This is a genomic window from Micromonospora sp. NPDC049662, assembly GCF_040675055.1.
In the GTDB taxonomy this organism is placed as follows: Bacteria; Actinomycetota; Actinomycetes; order Mycobacteriales; family Micromonosporaceae; genus Micromonospora.
In genome coordinates this window covers 36408-53700 of the sequence record NZ_JBFAOC010000007.1, presented here as the reverse complement: position 1 = coordinate 53700, position 17293 = coordinate 36408, and the positions used below count along the sequence as shown (strand labels likewise).

The window sequence follows — 17293 nt, the reverse complement described above, 5'->3', positions numbered from 1 at the left end:
AAGGCTCCTTAAGCGGACGGTGCCGCGGTCGGCTGATCCGATGGTGGCGAGGCGGCGAGGACGACCTCGGCGGTGGTCGCCGCCGGCTTCTCCGCCTCGACGATGCGGGTGATCACGGCGAGGTGGTCGGCGGCGTCCGCCGGCACCCGCACCACGATGTGAAAGGGCCTCTCGTCGGGTTCGTCGATGGCGAAGCCGCTCACCCCGGTCGCCACCTCCAGGGCCCGTCGCATCCCGTACGGGGTGCCGCGCCACCGCGCCAGCAGCGCGCCGTGGGCCACCAGGTCCCGTAGCCGCCCGACCGGCAGGGGCAGCGGCGCGTCCGGTCGGTGCGACGCCACCACGTGGTCCATCGCCACCCAGCGGGTCAGGCGTACGACCATGTCCTCGGGGGCCCGGTACGGGTCGAACAGGGCGTCCACCTCGGCGAGGATCGCCTCGTCCGGGGCGTGCAGTCCCTCCATCACGTCCAGCAGCGCCCAGAGCACGCTGCCCGGCACGCATGCCCGCTGGTACGCGGCGGGCAGCAGCCGCTCAATCGCCGAGCGTCGCATCCTGGCGCACCACCTCGATGTCGTGCTCGCCGGAGCAGAGCAGCCACGTGTCCGGGACGGTCACCACGTCGGCGGTGGCCTGGTTGGCGCTGGCGGTCCAGGTGACCGTGTCGGCGCTGCGGTAGACGCCGCGCTCGCCGCAGGCCAGCACCAGCCGGTCCGCCGCCGGACCGCCCGCGCCGGAGGCCGCCGGACCGCCCGTGCCGACGGCCGCCGCGGCAGGGCCGCTCACGGCGACGGCGTCGACCGGCACGAACCGGGTCCGGTCGCGCAACGGCAGCCCGCAGTTGACCGAGACCGGTTGCCACTGCGGCTGGGCGGCCAGGGTGTCCAGCCGCAGCACCCCGCCGCTCTGCGTGGCGGCCACCGCCTGCTGGCCGGCGAACGCCAGATCCCGGCAGGTGCCGCCGATCCAGCCGGCCTGCACCGACTGCCATTTGACGTCGGACTCGAACAGCCGGGTGCGGTGACAGCCCTGACCGGGCTTCTTCGGGTCCGGCTCGCCCGCGCCGCTCCACAGCAGGGTGGCCGGGCCGTCGTACTGCACCGCGAGGACCCGGTTGTCCACGTTGGAGAGCCCGACGTGCGTGAAGCTGCCCGGCCGGCCGCCGGCCGTCGACAGGTACACCCCGAAGCTGGCCTGCGCCGCGACCGCCACGCCCGGCGCGCCGCGCTCGGAGACGAAGGCGCGGACCGCGTAGAAGCCCCGGTCGGCGTCGGAAGGGTCGACGAGGATCTGCAACGGCACCGCGCCGGGCAGCAGCGACACCTCGTACAGCCCGGTGTCGGTCGCGACCAGCAGCGCTCCCGCGCCGTCGCGGTCCAGCCACGCCACGTCGGAGATCCGCGAGTCCAGGTCGGTCAGCAGCGACCACGTCTCACCCAGGTCGGTGCTCAGTCGTACCCGGGAGCCGCCCGACTCGCGCACTGTCACCACGGCCACCGAGCCGGGACGCGCCACGATGCCGGGCCGCACCGGGGCGGGGGCGGGCGCGACCCGCAGCACCGTCTCGTCGTCGTCGAACCGGCCGGCCGGCTCCCAGCCCGAGCCCGCGTTGCTGGAGCGGAACAGCACCGGGCCACGCCCGGCGTACCAGGTGCGCGGCTGGTACGCGTCGACGGCGAGGGCGCGGACGTTGGCGTCGGGCGCCTCGTCGACCACGAACCGCACCGACTCGACGTACCGCACGCCCGGCTCGGCCTGCTCCAACAGCCGGTACACGTTGGACGCCCGCAGCGGCTCACCGAACGGCCACCCGCTCGGGTTGAGCGCGGTGGGCAGCGGGCTGAGCGTCTGGTGCAGCCGGTCGTGGATGCGCCGCCGGACCGCGTCCACGTCCTCCTCCCGCCGCACCACCACGCGGGCCCGCACCGACACCGCCTTGAACCGGGCCCAGCTCGCCCGCGAGCGGATACCGACCATCCGGCGCTGTTCCAGGTCCGCCTCGACGCGGCGGCGGGCCTCGGGCACCTCGTACTCGCGCAGCACCGCCACCGGCAGCCGGCCGCCCGGTCGGGCCGCCGGTGGCACGTACGGCACCAACACCACCTCGACCTCACCCGGGCGGGCGAAGCTGTAGACGGCCGAGCGGGTGAACGCGCGGGCCCGCGCTACCGCGCCCGAGCTGGTGGCCAGGACCTCGAAGTCGCGGGCGGTGACCGCGCGCTGCTGGGCGAAGAACTCGTACGGGCCGCGCAGCAGCACCGACTCCAACGCCTCCATCTCCCGGCCGCCGGCCGCCCGGGTGGGGTTGTCGACGCGTACCCCGGGCAGTGGATCGCGCAGGGTGGTCAGCGTGCCGGCGGCGACATTGCCGGCCGGACCGCCGCCGGCCCGGTACCAGAGGCGGACCTGCCGCCCGGCCGGGGGCACGGCGGCCACCGGCGTCGGCCCGGCGGTGCCGTCGGCGGACGGCCGCAGGTCCAGGGCCGGGGCGAAGGTGACGGTGCCCGAGCAGCGGTCCACCAGGTACGCCTTGGCCTGCGGGCCGAGCCCGGCGAAGCTGTCCACCGGTTGCCAGATCTCGAACGTGTGGCCCTCGTGCTCGCGGGCCGCCGCCCCCAGCTCCACCGAGCCGGTCGGCACCTCCACGCCGAGCAGCAGGTCCAGCGGCTCGGCGGTGTGGGCCAGGGGAGCGCGGGCCGCGCGCAGCACCTGCCCCGGCTGGCCGGTGCCGAGACCCAGCAGCTCCGCGTCCACCGGCTCGCAGTGGTGCATCCGGACGGTCACCGAGGACTCGCCGGCCGGCAGCGTCGCCGGCTCGGTCGTGACGAACACGACGGGCCGGGGGTCGGCGCCACGCGCCGCCGCGACCCGCAGCCCGGCCGGGATCCGCACCGCCGAGGTGTCGACGCCGGCCCGGCTGAACACCACGTCCGCCCAGGCCGCGGTGGGCGCGTGCCGCGCCACCCCGAGCAGGTTCAGGAACTGCACGTACGCCTTCTCCGGCAACTGGTTCAGCCGATAGATCATCACCTCGGTCAGGTGCGCGAACGCCTCCACCAGCGCCATGCCGGGGTCGTGCGCCGACAGGTCGGTCCAGCCGGGGCAGGACTGGCGGATCCGCTCGCGGGCCTCGGTGACGAGGTCGAGGAAACCTCGGTCGTCCAGGTGCGGCACGGGCAGCGTCATGACGATTCTCCCGGTTCGTCGTCGGCGGGGAGCAGATCCACGGAGAACACCAACTGACCGGGCGTCAGGCTGGCCCGCACCCGGTAGTCCAGCCGGATCACCAGCCGCCACGCGTCGTCCACGTCGGGCCCGGCGTCGACGTCGATGACCTCGACCCGGGGCTCCCAGCGGGCGATGGCCTGCCGCACGTAGTGGATCGCCAGCCCGGCCGTGGTGTCGTCGTTGGGCGCGAAGATCAGCCGGTGCAGCCGGGAGCCGTACCCGGGCCGCATCAGCCGCTCGCCGGGCGTCGTCGACAAGAGCAGGAACAGCGCCTGGCGTACGCTCTCGTCGCCCTCGGTCATGGCCAGCCCGCCGGCCGCGGTGAGCGCCAACCCGCCGCCCCGGCCGGCGTCGAAGCCGGCCCCGACGAAGCGGAACGCCCTCACCGGTCCGCCCCCAGGAAGCGCTGTCGGGGGTCGCGGACGGTGTGGTGGATCGCGTCCGGCGGTGTGCCGTCGGTGAACCCCTCCAGGTGCGAGAGCACCACCCGGCGTCCGTCGACGCGGAGCCAGTCGCTGTAGCCGACGCGGACGGTCAGCGTCTTCGCGCACGGTTTGATGGTCGGTCCGTAGTTCGGGCAGGCGACGATCTTCCGTCCCTCCGGGTCGTCGTCCACCAGCACCGGCACGGCGGTGACGGTCACCCACCGCTGCGACGGTTGGTTCTCGACCCGGCCGTCGTGGTCACAGGCGATCACCGAGTCGCGGTGGATCCAACGCATCAGCCGCCTCCTTCGTGGTGGGCGCGGGCGAGCGAACGGGCCTGCCGCGCCGCGGTGGTCGGGTCCTCGGTCGCCTCGGCGTGCAGGAAGTCCACGCTGCGGGCGCGGACCACCATGGCCCGGCCCGGTGCGGAGATCACCAGGTCGGTCGCCGCGTGCAGGGTGGCCAGGTCGGGGGTGAGCTCCAGCCAACTGCCGCCCTCGGTGCCGAGCCGCAGGCTGCGCTGGACGTCGTCCACGACGATCGACTGTCCGCCGGCTGTGCGCAGCGTCCAGCGCCGGGCCCGACCGTCGTCGATGCCCGCGTCGTACGGCTCGACGGCCCCGAACAGCGAACCCAGCACGATGCCCGAGGCCGGCTCGCCGCCGGGCAGCACCACCAGCACGGTGTCGTCCGGATCGGGGAGCGCCACCAGACCCTTGCCACGTCCCGCACCCGGGCAGAGCACGCCGAGCCAACCGGCGTCCAGATCCCCGTACGCGGGCAGGGTCAGCCGTACCCGGCCCAACCCGTCCGGGTCGGCCACGTCGGTCACGGTGCCGAGGGTGACGACCGCGCCGGCGACCGCCGTCGGCGCCACGACCGGCGGCACGGTCGAGAACCGGGTGAGGTACCCCTCGCCGTCCACGGTGTGCACCACCTCGGTCAGCATGTACGCCCCCGCGAGAGGGTCGGGCACCCCGGCCAGGTCGATCCGCCGGCCCGGCCGCAGCGCCGGATCACCCTCGGCCACCCCCTCGGCGGTGGACAGGGCGGCAGCGCGCAGGTCCAGCCGCGCCTGAGCCAGCGCGGCCACCTCGTCGTCGCTGCGTCCCGGCTGGTCGACGGCGGTGCGGACCCCGTCGGCCCCCACGTCGGCCGGGTCCGGACGGTCACCGGACGGCCGACCGCAGCGCGCCTCGTCGGCCCGCTGGCTGATCGGCTCCGCCCGCTGCGGGTGCCACCCCAACGCGACGCTCGCGCCGCTGGCCTGGTCGGCGTTCGTGGACAACCGCAGGGCGTGCACACCCGCGCCGAGGGTCAGCGGGACCGGCTCACCGTAGCCGGCGAGGGTCACCAGTCGTACGCCGTCGCCGTCGGCGGCCAGGTGCAGCCCGGCCCGCCCGGCGACCTCGCAGAGCAGCTCCAGGTCACTGTGCCGGTGCTGGACCAACCGTTCCAGCCGCGGGCCGTCGTCCTCGGCCGCCACGGTCAGCCCCACCCCGCCGCACAGGTCCCGGGCCAGCTCCGCCGCCGTCACCGAGGTGAAGACCCGCAGGTCCTGCCGCTTGCGCAGCCGGTGCAGCGCGTCGTACGCCCGCAGCCGCAGCACGACCGCGCCATCAGCGGCGTACTCGACCTCCACGCAGGTCACCTCCCCGACGAACAGCGCGTCGGTGTGGTCGGCGAGCCGTACGACGAGGGTCGAGCCGGTGCGCACGGCCGGGTCGAGCGCCGCGGTGCCGGCCGCGGTCGCGAGCACCAGCTCGGCCTGGGTCGGCTGGTCGAGCCGGGCGGCCACCCGCAGCGAGCGGATCCGCTGGCGGGCCACGGCGTTCAGCTCGACGCCGTCGAGCAGAACGGTCAGCGCCCGGGGCGCGACGCTGGTCACGGCGTACCCCCCGCGACTGGTGCGCCGCCGGTCGACGCGGTCCCGCTCGCGGCGGCCGTTCCGGTCGGGCCGGCCCCGGTCGAGGCGGCGATCGAGGCGGCCCAACTCGCGGCGGCGGCGATCGAGGCGTCCACGAACGACCCCTCGGCCCGTGCCATCGCGCCGAGCGTCGACTCCGGCGCGGAGCCGCCCGAGCCGACGGGGGGCACCGCCAGGGTCGTACCGGCCGGCACCGCGAGCGGGTCGGTGATCCGGTTGTGTTCAGCCAGCAGCCGCCACCGCAGCGGCGAGCCGAGCGCGTCGTTGGCCAGCAGGTCGAAACGGACCCCGGCGTGGCCCGGCTCGGTGGCCCCGTCGCCGGCCGCGACCACGGCGCTGCCCGGCGCGGCCACCGGCGTACTCGCCACGGCAAGCTCCTCGGCGAAGCCGGCCTGCGCCTGGTCCGCGCTCTCGGCGGTCCGGACCAACTTCAGTCGCAGCCAGGAGCGCCGGGGCGAGCCGGTACCGGTGAACGCGTCGAACCGCTCGGCCACCGCCACGATCACGCCCGGCACGTTCCACGTCTTGCCCCAGACCAGCCGGACCAGCGGCGGACGCAGCCAGCCGTGCTCGACGTCCGAGTTCTCCGCCAGCATCCACAACGGTCGGGTCAGCATCCGTACGTCGGTGGGGCGCACCTGCGCCTGGACGAAGTCGACGTCGAAGAGCAGATCCAGCACCAACTCCGTACGGCCACCGCCGGTGAAGACCAGCGGGTCGTCGGCCAGACCGGAACCGGTGAGCTGCGCGCCGCCCGCACCCCGATGGCGTACGCCGGCGAGCCGGGTCACCTGCACGGTCTCCGGGTTGAGCAGGCAGTCCACCCGCTCCCCGGTGGAGTCGATGAGGAAGGCCACACGTTCCATCAGCCGCCCGCCTGCTCCCGGTCGAGCCGGCGCTCGTGGCCCGCGTCGAGCGCCGCGCCGGGCACCGTCCACAGCGGTCCGTCATCCGGTAGCGCCGGCCACGGGTCCACGCCGGGCCCGACGGCCACCGACGGGAACGGCGTGCTCACCGGCCAGTGTCCGACGCTGTCGACCTCGACGGTGCCCGTCTCGTACCCCGGCCGGGCGTCCCACCGCCCGACCTCGCCGCCGCGCCGCACACCGGCGTACGGGTTGTCGACGCGCTGGTCGCGGTTCGGCCGGGGGTGCTGGCCGTGGCGTGGTGCGTCGTGCTGGTCGGGTCTCTCCGGCTCCCCGTACCGGCCCGTTGGTTGCGGGGCAGGAAGCCGGCTCGCGCGGTGCTCGGGCGACTGCCGGGAGCGTCCAGGGAGCTGGTGCTCGGGGGGCCGGTCGCTGTGCTGTTCGAGATGGTGGCCGGCGTGGGGCCGGGCGTGCCCCTCGGTGGGGTGCTCTCCGAGCCGGGCCGGCCCGGCCGGCTCGTCCGGCAGAGCGGGCCAGGACGGTCCGCCCTCCCTCCCGCCGCCGCGTCCGTGCCGCGATGTCGTGGCGTCCAGAGCGGATCGTCGAGAGAGAGCCCTTTCGGAGGTGCCGAAACCTTCCACCCTTTCGCCGGGTGGCCCAGGCGTGGGGGGCAGATGTGACGCGGCGCCGGGGGTCGCGACCGCCTCCCCGGGGTGGGCGACACCGGGCGCGCGGAACGGCCTGCCGACGCTCGCCGCGCTGTCCCGCCCGTTCGCCGACGCGGAGCCTTCGGAGCGGGCCGTCCCGCTCGACGACGTCGAGCCGTCCGGGATCGCTGGTCGAATGATCGAAAGCCGTCGTTCGGACCCGCCGTCCGCGGGTCGGGGACCGCCCGACTCGGGACCACGGTGGACGTGATCCTCAGCGCCGCCCGGACGGGCGCGCGGGCGCGGGTCGCCGAATCGACCCTGGGCGGCGGTCGGCCGGTCGGTCCGGCCCGCCACCGGCCGGTCGGTCCGACCGGCGACCGGTCGGAACGCCGGGTCGCCCGGGTCGCCCGAGCGGTCCGGCCGCCGCGTTGGCGCCGCGCCCGGCGGGGTCTCGTCCCGCGTCGGCGCGGCCTGGTCGACGTCGAGGTCCAGCTCACGGAGCAGGCCGGGGGCGTGCGCGGCGACCAGGTCCACCCAGTGCTGCGGCGGCTCGCCGAGACGACGCGGCGGGTCCGCCGGACGTTCCGGCTCGGCGGTCGGGGTGTCGACGCGTCCGGCGAGGCGCTGCACCGCGCCGGCCACCGAGCGGAGGCGACCGGCCAGCCAGCTACGCGGGCGTCGGCGCGGCGGCACCGCCGGCCTCCAGTTCGAGGCCCTCGTAGCGCAGCGTCAGCGACGCGATGGCGATCTCGTGGCTCACCGTGTTGAGGTGCGCTCCGCGCCACCGGGTGGGCCACGCGTCGATCAGGTTCCAGCGCAGCACCTCGGCGGTGCCCGCCGCGTCGAGCAGCACCACCGACACGTTGCGGCGGTTGAGGGTGCCCTTGGCGGTGGCGTTCACCCAGTCCCACAGCTCACGGGACGCGGTGAGGCCGAAGTGCAGTGTCACCGGCTCGTACTCGGCCTGGCCGGGGACCATCCGCGTCGGTCCGGGGCCGTGCTCCCGGTACGGCTGCCCGGGGATGTTCACCTCCAGTCCGCTCATCTCGGTGAAGTGGCCGTTGGTGACGCCGTTGATGAGCAGCCGGAAGTTGTAGGCCCGGTACGGGTCGACGGGCGCGCCGGGCTGCGGGGTGGCGGGGGTGGCCATGTCAGCCTCCGATCGTCTCGGTCTCGGTGCCGCCGGCCCACTGGCTGAGCTTGAACACCACGAATTCGGCGGGCTTGACGACGGCGATGCCGATGTGGGCGATCACCATGCCGGCGTCGCGGACGTCCGGCGGGTTGGTCTCCTCGTCGCACTTGACGAAGAACGCCTCCTCGGGGCTGCGCCCCAGCAGCGCGCCGTCGCGCCACACCCGGGTGAGGAACGCCCCGATGTCGCGCCGGATCGAGCGCCAGAGGGTGAAGTCGTTCGGTTCGAAGACCATCCACCGGGTGCCGTTGGCGATGGCCTGTTCGATGGCGATGCTGAGCCGCCGGACGTTGAGGTAGCGCCACTCGCTGGCCTCGGCGGCGAGCGTACGGGCGCCCCAGACGCGGATGCCCTCGCCGGCGAAGTAGCGGATCACGTTGACGCCCTTGGGGTTGAGCACGTCGTGCTCGGGGCGGGTGACCCGGTAGCCGAGGTCGACTGCGCCCCGGACGGGTTCGTTGGCCGGCGCCTTGTGCACGCCGCGCAGGGCGTCGGTGCGGGCCCAGATGCCGGCCAGGTGCCCGCTCGGCGGGGTCAGTTCCAGCTCGCCGGTGATCGGGTCACGGACCTGCAGGTACGGGTAGTAGAACGCGGCGAACTCGGACTGCCGGGGCCGGTACGCCGGCGGTCCCTCCCCGCCGCCCGGACCAGCGGCAGGGCCCGCACCCTCGGCGGGTTTCGGCGGCTTGCCGGAGGACGGGGTGGCGACCCGGGTCAGCGCGGAGATGTCGTCGATGTCCGGGGCCGGGTCGCAGATCGCCACCATGGTGCGGGTCCGCTCGGCCATGCTGATCAGCGCGTCGTGGGACACCGGGTCGGAGAAGCCCGGAGCGGCGATGATGGAGATCTCGTCGACGGCCTCCAGCAGTTGCAGGCCGCCGCGTTGCTTGCCGGCGCCGGTGATCGCGCCGCCGTCGCCGACGTTGACCACCCAGCAGCGCGCGCCCCCGTTGTCCAGGAAACCGAAGACGGCCCGCGCGAGGGGGGTGCTCTCGACCTGGTCGCCGTCGGCGAAGAGCCGTAGGAACTCGGTCCAGTTGTTGACCGGTACGGCCTTGCCCAGGTGGGCGTCGCGGTTCGGGGCGACGCCGACGAACGCGGCGATGCTGGTGCTCACCGGTCCGATCGGTCGGGCGCCGCTGGGGACCTCCTCGACGTAGATGCCGGGGGAGAAGTAGCTGGGCATCGGTCCTCCTGTGTGGGGCGGGCGTCAGTGGGTCGGTGGCGCGCAGACGATGACGATGTCGTCGTCGTCGTCCGCGTCCACGTCGGCGGTGAGCACGAGCCCGCGACCGCTCAGTCGCAGTCGTACCGGATGAGGGTGTTCGGGGTCGTGCGGGACCCCGGCGATCAGGAACCGGCCGTCGGGCCCGGTGCGGGTCGTGGACGCCGTGCCGGGCACCTCGACGCGCATGGCGGCGAGGGGCTGGTCCTGCGGGCCGACGACCCGGCCGGCGAGCGCGCGCACCGTGACCTGACGCAGCCGCAGCGGCTGCAGGACCGGGGGCGCGGCCGGTGTCGGGTGGTCCACCTGAGCCGGTACGTCGATCAGCAGCGCCGGGCGGGGCGCGGCGTCCAGCGCGTGCCACAGCGCCGCCGCTCCGGCCTCCAGCACCACCGGGTAGCGGCCGTCCCGGGTCGTGGCGGCGAGCACCCGGTCCAGCACGGCGAGCCCGGCCGGACCGGCCACGCTGAGCAGGTAGCGGACCGTGAACCGGTACGGTTCGCGGACCGCGCCGCTGGAGCGGGTCTGCTGGGCCGGGCGCAGTTCGAGGGGCCACAGGGTCAGCCCGTCGGCGTCGCCGCCCGCGCGGGGTGGACCGATCGGGACGGGTTCCCCCGCCGCGCCGGTCAGCCATTCGACCAGCTCGGCGGTGGCCGTCTCGATCGGTCCGCGCCCGTCAACGGTCATCGCGGCGGCGTCCCCTGGATGCGGTACGCGATGGCCTCGTTCCACACGTGCGGGTAGACGCCGATCTCGAAGTAGCGGGTGAACCGGTTGATCGGCGCGTTGGTGTGGTCGTGGTAGATCAGCCAGATCGGCGCGATGGTGAAGAGCGCGTAGTTCGCCAGCACCAGCGGGATGTACAGCGGTCCGAGCAGTCGCGCCTGGAAGATGTGCACGTCCTCGTGGCGTTGGATGCCGGAGTTGGAGCCCGCGCAGACGGTGCCGATGGTGGTGGCGTAGCGCGGGGAGACCCCCTGCACCACGCAGACCCGGCCGCTGGCGGCCGACGTGGGCCGGTCCAACGAGTGCCCGAAGACGAGGTGCACGACCAGGTAGACGGCCCCGACCACCGTGTTGAGCAGGCTCCACGTGTGGTCGACGACGAAGAGGACGATGCCGCGGGCGTCCGGGGCGTACACCCCGGCGGAGGTGACCGCCCAGCCGAACACGGCCCCGACCAGCAGGCCCACGACGGCCCCGACGAGCAGGCCGATCGGCCCGCCGGCCAGGAGGCCGAGGACCGCGCCGGCAGCCATCTGGATCACCGCGCTGAGGATTCCGAAGATCATGTCGTCACCCCCCTCAGACCCAGGAGCGGAAGACGCGGGGCTCGCGACCGCTCGCGAGTTGGGTGGGTGTCGCCTGGCGGTTGCCGGGCGGGAACTGGTTGACGCCGAGCGCGGCGGAGAAGATGACCAGCGCGTTGAAGAACGCGATGACCCACTTCTCGCCGCCGACCTCGTCGGCGAACACCGCCGAGAGGTAGGACAGCAGCAGGGCGATGGCGATGGCGATCCACTTGCGCAGCTTGTCGCCGCTCGGACCGATCAACCCGCCGATGACGTTGGTGGCCAGCAGGGTGGCGGCGCTCGCTCCGGCGAGACTGCCCAGGGCTGCCCAGGTGAAGAGATCGTTCACGGCGATCCCCCCTTTTCTGCAGTGGTGCGACCGGGATGTGGTGGTGGTGAGGCCGGCGCTCCCGCGCGGGGAGCACCGACGCCGGTCGCCGCCGTCGCGGGGCGGCCGGAGCGGGGACGCGGCCGGCGGAGGCCGGCCACCGGATGCGTCAGCCGGGCCCGGGCGCGCCGGCGGGCGGCCCCGGCGGGGTCGGGCCGGGCGCGGTCGGGTCGGTCGCGGTCGGACCGGCTGCCGCCGGCGCCGTCGAGCGACGGCGACGCAACAGGAGTACGGCCACAGCGGTGAGGACGAGCAGCAGGAGCACGCCGCCGACGACCAGCAGCCACGGGAAACCACCCGAGTCGGTGTCGGCGGCTGCCGGCGAGGCCGAGGGGCGCGGCGGCGCCTCGGCGACGGCGCGCAGTTCCATCGGCTTGTCCTGGTTGGCGTCGACCTTCCAGGTGACCGATCGACCGTTGACGGTGCCATTGGTGTCGATCACCCGTCCGGGAAAGGTCACCGAGATCTCGAACGACATCAGCTTGAGGAAGGCCTGCTGCTGTTGCGGATTCTGCTGGGCGGCTTTCCCGCCGTATTTCTTCGGATCCAGCGGTAACGTGAAACGGTAGAATTCGCCGTCCCGGACCAGTTTGACGCTCTCGCTGTCGAAGCCGGCCAGCGGCGCCTTGCGATAATTGATCTGTGCGCCGAAGAGCTTGCTGTCCTCGTAGCCGGTCTCCTCGCCGGGAGGCAGCGCCGGAATGTTCTTCCGCAGCTCGGCGAACGCGGCCGGGATGTTCTTGTTCTGGGAGCTCAGCACCGACTTCTGGGCGGTCAGCAGCAACTGCCCGTCGACCGTGTCGTCGGCGTTCACGGTGAGCCCCATGTTGAGTTGCATGCAGCCGCTCAACGCGCCGAGAAGAAGGAGGCACACCGCGACGCGGAGTGCCCTACCGCGGTTGACGCTCCTGTTCATGCGCTCAGTGTGTGTGATCCAATTCACCACGAGCAGTCAGCGATTGGTCACAAGGTAGTCGCCGATTGTACCGGCGCACTGTCGTATTTGGCCGAGGCGGAGAGCGGCCCCGAAGAATAGACTGAAGCTTTGCGCCGCCGGCCGGAATGGCGGGCGACTCAGCCCTGCGGCGGCCGCCAGTCGACGCACCAGGTCATGCTCCGCAGCGTGACGCTGGCCGGGACGAGGCGCAGCGCGGCGGTACGGGCCGCGAGGGCGAGAGGGTTCCGCAGTTGCTGGCCGTACCGCCCGGCGCGCAGGGACGCGCGGGCGATGGCCTGGGTGCGGGGGCGACGCTGTTCGTCGTACGCCGCCAGGGCGGCCGGCAACCCCTGCGCGCCCCCGGCGCAGGCCGCGCCGAGCACCACCGCGTCCTCGATGGCCTGGCCGGCGCCCTGCCCGAGGTTCGGCGTCATCGCGTGGGCCGCGTCGCCGAGCAGCGCCACCCGTCCCCGCACGTAGGACGGCAGCGCCGTGGCCAGGTGGTGGATGTCGTTGCGGAGAACCACTTTGGGTGGGGTGGCCGCCAGCAGCGCGGGGATGGGGTCGTGCCACGTGCCGAAGTGCTCCCGAACCGCCGCCAGCTCGTCCGGGGCGTGGCCGCCGGGCGGGGCGTTGCGGGCCGCGTACCAGTAGAGCCAGCCGTCGCCGATCGGCACCATGCCGAACTCGGCGGCCGGGCCCCAGGTGATCGCCGTCGGGATCGGCTCCGGGAACGCGATGGCGGCCCGCCAGGCCGTCGAGCCCGCGTACACCGGGGCGGGAATCTTCGGCCAGAGCTGGGCGCGCAGCCGGCTGCGCAGGCCGTCGGCACCGACCACCAGGTCGGCGTGGAGGGTTCGCGGGCCGTCGGGCCCGCGGTAGCGCACCGTCGCGTGGTCGGAGTCGGAGTCGACGTGCTCGACCTCGGCCCCGGTGTGCAGCGACGACGCGGGCAGCGCCTCGCGCAGGATGCGGTGCAGGGTGGCCCGGTGGACGCCGAGCGCGCTGGTGCCAAGCTGTCGGACCATCTCTGCCGCGTCCATGCGGGACAGCCACCGGCCCCGCCGGTCGCGGACCCCGCCGGGGGCCTCGGCGTGTGCGTTGGACCGCAGGGCAGAGCTGAGGCCGAGGGCGTCCAGGGCGCGTAGCGCGTTGGCCATCAGGCTCAACCCAGCGCCCACCTCGCGCAGTTCGGGGGCGCGTTCCAGGACGGTGACCCGCCAGTCACGCCGGTGCAGGGCGAGCGCCGCGCTCAGCCCCCCGATGCCGCCGCCGACCACCACCGCGTGTGGCTCGTCCATGTCGTCCACCCTTCTACACCTGTAGAAGGGGGATACTACCTGCGCACCGCGCAGAGGAGGAACCCCGTTGAACGCCCGCGCCCACCGGATCGCGCTGTTGACCGACGCGGCCATCGAGCTGATCGCCGACGGCGGCATGCGGGCGCTCACCCACCGGGCCGTCGACGCCCGCGCCGAGCTGCCGCCCGGCACCACCTCGGCGTACCTGCGCACCCGCCAGGCGCTGATCGAGGCGGTGGTGCGGCGCCTCGTCGAGCGTGACCGGGCCGACCTGGCCGCGTACGACCTGCCGACCGAGCCGCCCGCCCCGCAGGCGGGCCCCCGCCTGGACGGCGACGACCTCGACCAGCTCGCCGCCGGGGTGGCCGAGGTGCTCGACCGCTGGCTGGGCGTCGGACGCAGCCGTACCCTGACCCGCTACGCCTGCCTGCTGGAGGCGGTGCACCGCCCCGAACTACGCGGCATCCTGCGACACGGCATCGGCATCCGGGCCCAGTCCCGCGATCTGCTGACCCGCGCCGGCGCCACCGACCCGGACCGGCAGGGCGACCAGTTCGTCGCGTACGTCGACGGGCTCCTCTTCGACCGGCTGGTCGGCGCGGGAGCGCTCACCGCCCCGACCCCCGGCACCCCGGACAGCCGCGCCGATCTCGCGGACGCCGTCCGTACGCTGCTGCGCGCCCTGACCGGGAGGTGACCGGAGCCGGTGATCGCGCGCCGGACGCGACGGCGGCCGACGGGCGGCCCGGTCGGCGGCTCCGCCGGCCGATGGTGGACGATCGCGGAGGGCGAGCCGGCGGACGCCGGTGATCGCTGACGGCCGCACAACGCGTCGGTCGACCGGTGGGAGGTGCCGATGGCGTGGTTCGCGGGCCTGCGGGTCGCCGGCCACCGGTTGCGGCAGGGGTGGCGGCCGGTGCTGGAGGCGACCGTCGCGGCGACCGTGGCCTGGCTGCTCGCCACCCGCCTGCTCGGGCATCCGCAGCCGTTCTTCGCGCCGGCCGCCGCGCTGATCGTCCTCGGTCAGGCCCGTGGGCAGCGCATCCGGCGGGCCGTCGAGGTCGTGCTCGGGGTGGCCGCCGGGGTGCTCGTCGCGGACCTGGTCGTGCAGGCGCTGGGCCCCGGCAGCACCTGGACGGTCTGCACGGTCATCCTGCTCACCGTCCTGCTCGCGGTCGCCTTCGGGGCCACCGGCGTCACCCTCGTACAGGCCGCCGTCTCCGCGCTCTACCTGGTGGTGGTCGCGCCGCCGGACGGGTCGCTGGTGCCGTTCCGCTTCGTCGACGCGCTGATCGGCGGCGCGGTGGCGCTCGCCGTCAGCCTGCTCGTCGACGCCCGGCACCCGCTCGCGCCGCTCGTCGTCGAGGTGCGGCGCACGTTCGACGAGCTGGCCGGCCTGCTGGGCGGGATCGCCGACGCGCTGGACGGGCGCGACGAGCCGGCGGCGGTGGCCGCCCTGGCGCGCGCCCGGGGCATGGACGCCCGGGTCGACGGGCTGCGGGACGGCGTGCTGGCCGCCGGCGAGGCGCTGCGGCTCAACGTGCGCCGACGCCGACACATCGGCCGGTTGCGGTCGGTGGACGAGTCGGTCCGGCAGATCGACTACGTGGTCCGCAACGTCCGGGTGCTGGCCCGCGCGGGCGTGACGCTCAGTCGACTCGGGACCTCCACCCCGCCCGAGCTGGGCGACGCGCTGCGCTGCCTGGTGGAGGCGGTCCGGGAGGCCGGCGCGGCGCTCGCCGCCGACCTGGACGGGCAGGAGGAGGTCGCCGACCGGCACGCCCTGCGGGCGGACGAGGCGGCGCTGGCGGCCGTCCGTACCGCGGGGCAGCTCTTCGGGTCGACCCAGACCCTCCCCCTCGCCATGATCATCGGCCAGGTCCGGGCGACGGCGATCGACCTGCTGCGGGGCGTGCATCCCGACGACGACGTCGCCGTCCTGGCCCGCGTGGACGCGGCCCTCGGCCTACCCGCCGTCTGACCGACACCGAGGGTCACCCGGTGAGCCACCCGGTGGCCCTCGCCCGGATCTCCGCGGGCAGCTCATGGCCGCCGGTGAACTCCTCGTAGGTGACGTCGTAGCCGATTCCGCGCAGGTGCGGCACGAATCGGCGGCTGCACACGTCGACGGGCAGCACCGGGTCGTCCACCCCGTGCGAGACGAAGATCCGTGGTCGCCCACGGACGACCGGCGGCGCGGCGAAGCCGGGGGAGAAGGCCAGCACCGCGTCGACCAGGTCGCCGTTGGCCAGGCCCAGCGAGAGCGCGTACGAGGCTCCGTCGGAGAAACCGCCGAGCGTCACACCCTGTACGGGGTAGCCGTCGAACGCGCTGGCCAGCAACGCGTCGATGTGCCCGACGTCCACCCCGAGGCCACCGGCGATCAGGTCCCAACTGGTCGCCGACGACTGCGGGGCGATCAGCAGCAGGTGCTGCGCGTCCGCCTCCGCGAGCAGCAGGTCCAGTCCGTGCCGCGCGGAACCACCCGCCCCGTGCAGGAGCACCACCAGCCGGTACGCGGCCCCGTCGGCGGCCGGCTCCGGCACGTACGCCATCGCGGGCCGACCACCGTCACCGCCGGGCAGCGGCACGATGCCGCTCGGCCCGGTCACCACCGGCGGGTGTGGGCGGGTGGTCAACCGGCCGTGCCGGTGACCCTGCGCGGGCGCCCGGCTCGGCGGCACGGGGTCGGACACGGGCCACCAACTCCTCGCGGTCGACGAGAGGTGCGAGGCGGTTACCCGGCCGGCCGCCGGTTAACCGGGCGGCCGCTCAGGCGCTGTCCCGGGCCACCAGGTCGGACGGGAAGAGCGTCACCGGCGCTCCCGGGCGACCGGCCAGCACGGCGGCGGCCGCCGCGGCGGCGATCCGGCCCACGGGGTGGCTCGCGGTGGTCAGCGCCGGCGCGGTCATGCCGGCCAGCGGGATGTCGTCGAAGCCGGCCACCGCGACGTCACCGGGCACCCGGACGCCGTCCTCGCGCAGCTCCGCGATCACGCCCAGGGCCGTCTCGTCGCTGATCGCGTAGATCGCGTCGACGTCCGGCCAGCGCCGCAGCGCCTCGCCGGCCGCCTCCCGGCCCCGCGCCGCCGTGAAGTCCCCCCGCACGACCCGCTCCGGCAGGCCGGCCTCGCGCATCAGGTGCCGGTACGCCCGCACCGGCCGCTGCGCGCACGGCAGCCACCGTGGACCGGTCACCATGGCGATCCGGCGGCGGCCCGTGCCGTACAGGTGGCGTAACACCGCGCCCGCGCCGGTGGTGTTGTCGACGTCGAACGACGGCACTGTGGCCGAGCCGATGCCGATCGAGGCGATCCGGCCGTGCAGCGCCCGGGGTACGGCCGCCAGCAGGTCCTCGGTGGTGTTGACCAGCACGACCCCGCACACGCTGCGGTCGGCGGCGAGCTGGTCGAGGCCGCGCGGGTCACCCAGCGGCAGCCAGTGCAGGGCCACCCCGACGCCGGCCGGCGCGCACACCCGGGCGGCCGAGCCGACCACGCGGTCCACGTACGGGTCGTCCAGCACGGCCGCGCTGGTGCCCAGGGCGGCCACCACCAGCCGTACGCCGCCGCCGCGGACCAGTGCGCGCGCGGCCGGGTTGGGCACGTAGCCGAGCTGGTCGGCGGCCGTCACCACCCGTGCCCGGGCGGCCGGCGAGGCGAACCCGGTGCCGGCGATCACCCGCGAGGCGGTGGACCGGGACACTCCGGCGGCCCGGGCGACGTCCTCCAGGGTGGCTGGGCGCGGTGCCGCTGCCGTCATCGTGTCCTCCCCGACGACGCCCGCCCCCGGCGGGCGTGCGCCTGCCAGCCATCATCCCCCGAGCTGCGGGCCTGCGGTAAGGGGCGGGGCCCGCTTG

At 74.8% G+C, this 17293-nt stretch carries 18 protein-coding genes; 2 read left to right on the top strand and 16 right to left on the bottom strand.

What is annotated here, in order from left to right; genetic code table 11:
• Nucleotides 1-8 precede the first annotated feature (8 nt).
• The 14 genes from AB0J36_RS07780 to AB0J36_RS07715 form a co-directional block, all read right to left on the bottom strand.
• Nucleotides 9-554 (bottom strand): phage tail protein, encoded by a 546-nt coding sequence (locus AB0J36_RS07780; RefSeq protein ID WP_357118251.1) that lies wholly within the window; start codon nucleotides 552-554, stop codon nucleotides 9-11.
• Entirely contained in the window at nucleotides 535-3186 is a 2652-nt protein-coding gene (locus tag AB0J36_RS07775) for a putative baseplate assembly protein (RefSeq protein ID WP_357397879.1), read from the bottom strand. The genes AB0J36_RS07780 and AB0J36_RS07775 overlap by 20 nt, the downstream gene beginning before the upstream one ends.
• The gene (locus AB0J36_RS07770) at nucleotides 3183-3614 is read right to left on the bottom strand and encodes a GPW/gp25 family protein (protein ID WP_355051213.1); all 432 of its coding nucleotides are present in this window, start codon (nucleotides 3612-3614) and stop codon (nucleotides 3183-3185) included. Before AB0J36_RS07770 ends, AB0J36_RS07775 begins: the two co-directional genes overlap by 4 nt.
• Entirely contained in the window at nucleotides 3611-3949 is a 339-nt protein-coding gene (locus tag AB0J36_RS07765; RefSeq protein WP_357118257.1) for a hypothetical protein, read from the bottom strand. Before AB0J36_RS07765 ends, AB0J36_RS07770 begins: the two co-directional genes overlap by 4 nt.
• On the bottom strand, nucleotides 3949-5541 hold the full coding sequence (locus AB0J36_RS07760) for a contractile injection system protein, VgrG/Pvc8 family (protein ID WP_363660291.1): 1593 nt from the start codon (nucleotides 5539-5541) through the stop codon (nucleotides 3949-3951). Before AB0J36_RS07760 ends, AB0J36_RS07765 begins: the two co-directional genes overlap by 1 nt.
• Nucleotides 5538-6446 carry a hypothetical protein gene (locus AB0J36_RS07755; RefSeq protein WP_363660290.1) on the bottom strand — a complete coding sequence of 303 codons (909 nt, stop codon included), beginning with the start codon at nucleotides 6444-6446 and terminating at the stop codon, nucleotides 5538-5540. The genes AB0J36_RS07760 and AB0J36_RS07755 overlap by 4 nt, the downstream gene beginning before the upstream one ends.
• Nucleotides 6446-7789, bottom strand: a complete 1344-nt coding sequence (locus AB0J36_RS07750) for a hypothetical protein (RefSeq protein ID WP_363660289.1) — start codon at nucleotides 7787-7789, stop codon at nucleotides 6446-6448. Before AB0J36_RS07750 ends, AB0J36_RS07755 begins: the two co-directional genes overlap by 1 nt.
• Nucleotides 7764-8246, bottom strand: a complete 483-nt coding sequence (locus AB0J36_RS07745; RefSeq protein WP_355051208.1) for a phage tail protein — start codon at nucleotides 8244-8246, stop codon at nucleotides 7764-7766. The genes AB0J36_RS07750 and AB0J36_RS07745 overlap by 26 nt, the downstream gene beginning before the upstream one ends.
• Before the next feature lies 1 nt (nucleotide 8247).
• Nucleotides 8248-9477, bottom strand: coding sequence for a phage tail sheath subtilisin-like domain-containing protein (locus AB0J36_RS07740; RefSeq protein ID WP_357118271.1), 1230 nt, complete (start codon nucleotides 9475-9477; stop codon nucleotides 8248-8250).
• 24 nt (nucleotides 9478-9501) lie between these two features.
• Nucleotides 9502-10203, bottom strand: a complete 702-nt coding sequence (locus AB0J36_RS07735; RefSeq protein WP_363660288.1) for a carboxypeptidase-like regulatory domain-containing protein — start codon at nucleotides 10201-10203, stop codon at nucleotides 9502-9504.
• A complete protein-coding gene (locus AB0J36_RS07730; protein WP_357118277.1) occupies nucleotides 10200-10808 on the bottom strand; it encodes a glycine zipper family protein in 609 nt (202 codons plus the stop codon). The genes AB0J36_RS07735 and AB0J36_RS07730 overlap by 4 nt, the downstream gene beginning before the upstream one ends.
• Nucleotides 10809-10821: 13 nt before the next feature.
• On the bottom strand, nucleotides 10822-11157 hold the full coding sequence (locus AB0J36_RS07725; protein ID WP_357118280.1) for a hypothetical protein: 336 nt from the start codon (nucleotides 11155-11157) through the stop codon (nucleotides 10822-10824).
• 148 nt (nucleotides 11158-11305) lie between these two features.
• Nucleotides 11306-12112, bottom strand: coding sequence for a DUF3153 domain-containing protein (locus tag AB0J36_RS07720; RefSeq protein ID WP_363660287.1), 807 nt, complete (start codon nucleotides 12110-12112; stop codon nucleotides 11306-11308).
• 158 nt (nucleotides 12113-12270) lie between these two features.
• Nucleotides 12271-13434 (bottom strand): FAD-dependent oxidoreductase, encoded by a 1164-nt coding sequence (locus AB0J36_RS07715; RefSeq protein WP_363660286.1) that lies wholly within the window; start codon nucleotides 13432-13434, stop codon nucleotides 12271-12273.
• Nucleotides 13435-13501: 67 nt separating this feature from the next.
• On the opposite strand from AB0J36_RS07715, the gene AB0J36_RS07710 reads away from it, so the two are divergent.
• A complete protein-coding gene (locus AB0J36_RS07710) occupies nucleotides 13502-14131 on the top strand; it encodes a TetR/AcrR family transcriptional regulator (protein ID WP_357118290.1) in 630 nt (209 codons plus the stop codon).
• Nucleotides 14132-14290: 159 nt separating this feature from the next.
• Nucleotides 14291-15415, top strand: a complete 1125-nt coding sequence (locus tag AB0J36_RS07705; RefSeq protein ID WP_357169887.1) for an FUSC family protein — start codon at nucleotides 14291-14293, stop codon at nucleotides 15413-15415.
• 13 nt (nucleotides 15416-15428) lie between these two features.
• On the opposite strand, the gene AB0J36_RS07700 is transcribed toward AB0J36_RS07705, so the two are convergent.
• A complete protein-coding gene (locus tag AB0J36_RS07700; RefSeq protein ID WP_357397870.1) occupies nucleotides 15429-16130 on the bottom strand; it encodes a phospholipase in 702 nt (233 codons plus the stop codon).
• Nucleotides 16131-16206: 76 nt separating this feature from the next.
• A complete protein-coding gene (locus AB0J36_RS07695) occupies nucleotides 16207-17196 on the bottom strand; it encodes a LacI family DNA-binding transcriptional regulator (RefSeq protein ID WP_357169892.1) in 990 nt (329 codons plus the stop codon).
• Between the last annotated feature and the right edge of the window lie 97 nt (nucleotides 17197-17293).

What these genes read in the sequence shown, in the direction of transcription:
- AB0J36_RS07735 (WP_363660288.1), bottom strand. Translation starts at nt 10,203, where the DNA reads ATGACCGTTGACGGGCGCGGACCGATCGAGACGGCCACCGCCGAGCTG.
- AB0J36_RS07780 (WP_357118251.1), bottom strand. Translation starts at nt 554, where the DNA reads ATGCGACGCTCGGCGATTGAGCGGCTGCTGCCCGCCGCGTACCAGCGG.
- AB0J36_RS07695 (WP_357169892.1), bottom strand. Translation starts at nt 17,196, where the DNA reads ATGACGGCAGCGGCACCGCGCCCAGCCACCCTGGAGGACGTCGCCCGG.
- AB0J36_RS07720 (WP_363660287.1), bottom strand. Translation starts at nt 12,112, where the DNA reads ATGAACAGGAGCGTCAACCGCGGTAGGGCACTCCGCGTCGCGGTGTGC.
- AB0J36_RS07715 (WP_363660286.1), bottom strand. Translation starts at nt 13,434, where the DNA reads ATGGACGAGCCACACGCGGTGGTGGTCGGCGGCGGCATCGGGGGGCTG.
- AB0J36_RS07730 (WP_357118277.1), bottom strand. Translation starts at nt 10,808, where the DNA reads ATGATCTTCGGAATCCTCAGCGCGGTGATCCAGATGGCTGCCGGCGCG.
- AB0J36_RS07705 (WP_357169887.1), top strand. Translation starts at nt 14,291, where the DNA reads ATGGCGTGGTTCGCGGGCCTGCGGGTCGCCGGCCACCGGTTGCGGCAG.
- AB0J36_RS07755 (WP_363660290.1), bottom strand. Translation starts at nt 6,446, where the DNA reads ATGGAACGTGTGGCCTTCCTCATCGACTCCACCGGGGAGCGGGTGGAC.
- AB0J36_RS07765 (WP_357118257.1), bottom strand. Translation starts at nt 3,949, where the DNA reads ATGCGTTGGATCCACCGCGACTCGGTGATCGCCTGTGACCACGACGGC.
- AB0J36_RS07740 (WP_357118271.1), bottom strand. Translation starts at nt 9,477, where the DNA reads ATGCCCAGCTACTTCTCCCCCGGCATCTACGTCGAGGAGGTCCCCAGC.
- AB0J36_RS07745 (WP_355051208.1), bottom strand. Translation starts at nt 8,246, where the DNA reads ATGGCCACCCCCGCCACCCCGCAGCCCGGCGCGCCCGTCGACCCGTAC.
- AB0J36_RS07775 (WP_357397879.1), bottom strand. Translation starts at nt 3,186, where the DNA reads ATGACGCTGCCCGTGCCGCACCTGGACGACCGAGGTTTCCTCGACCTC.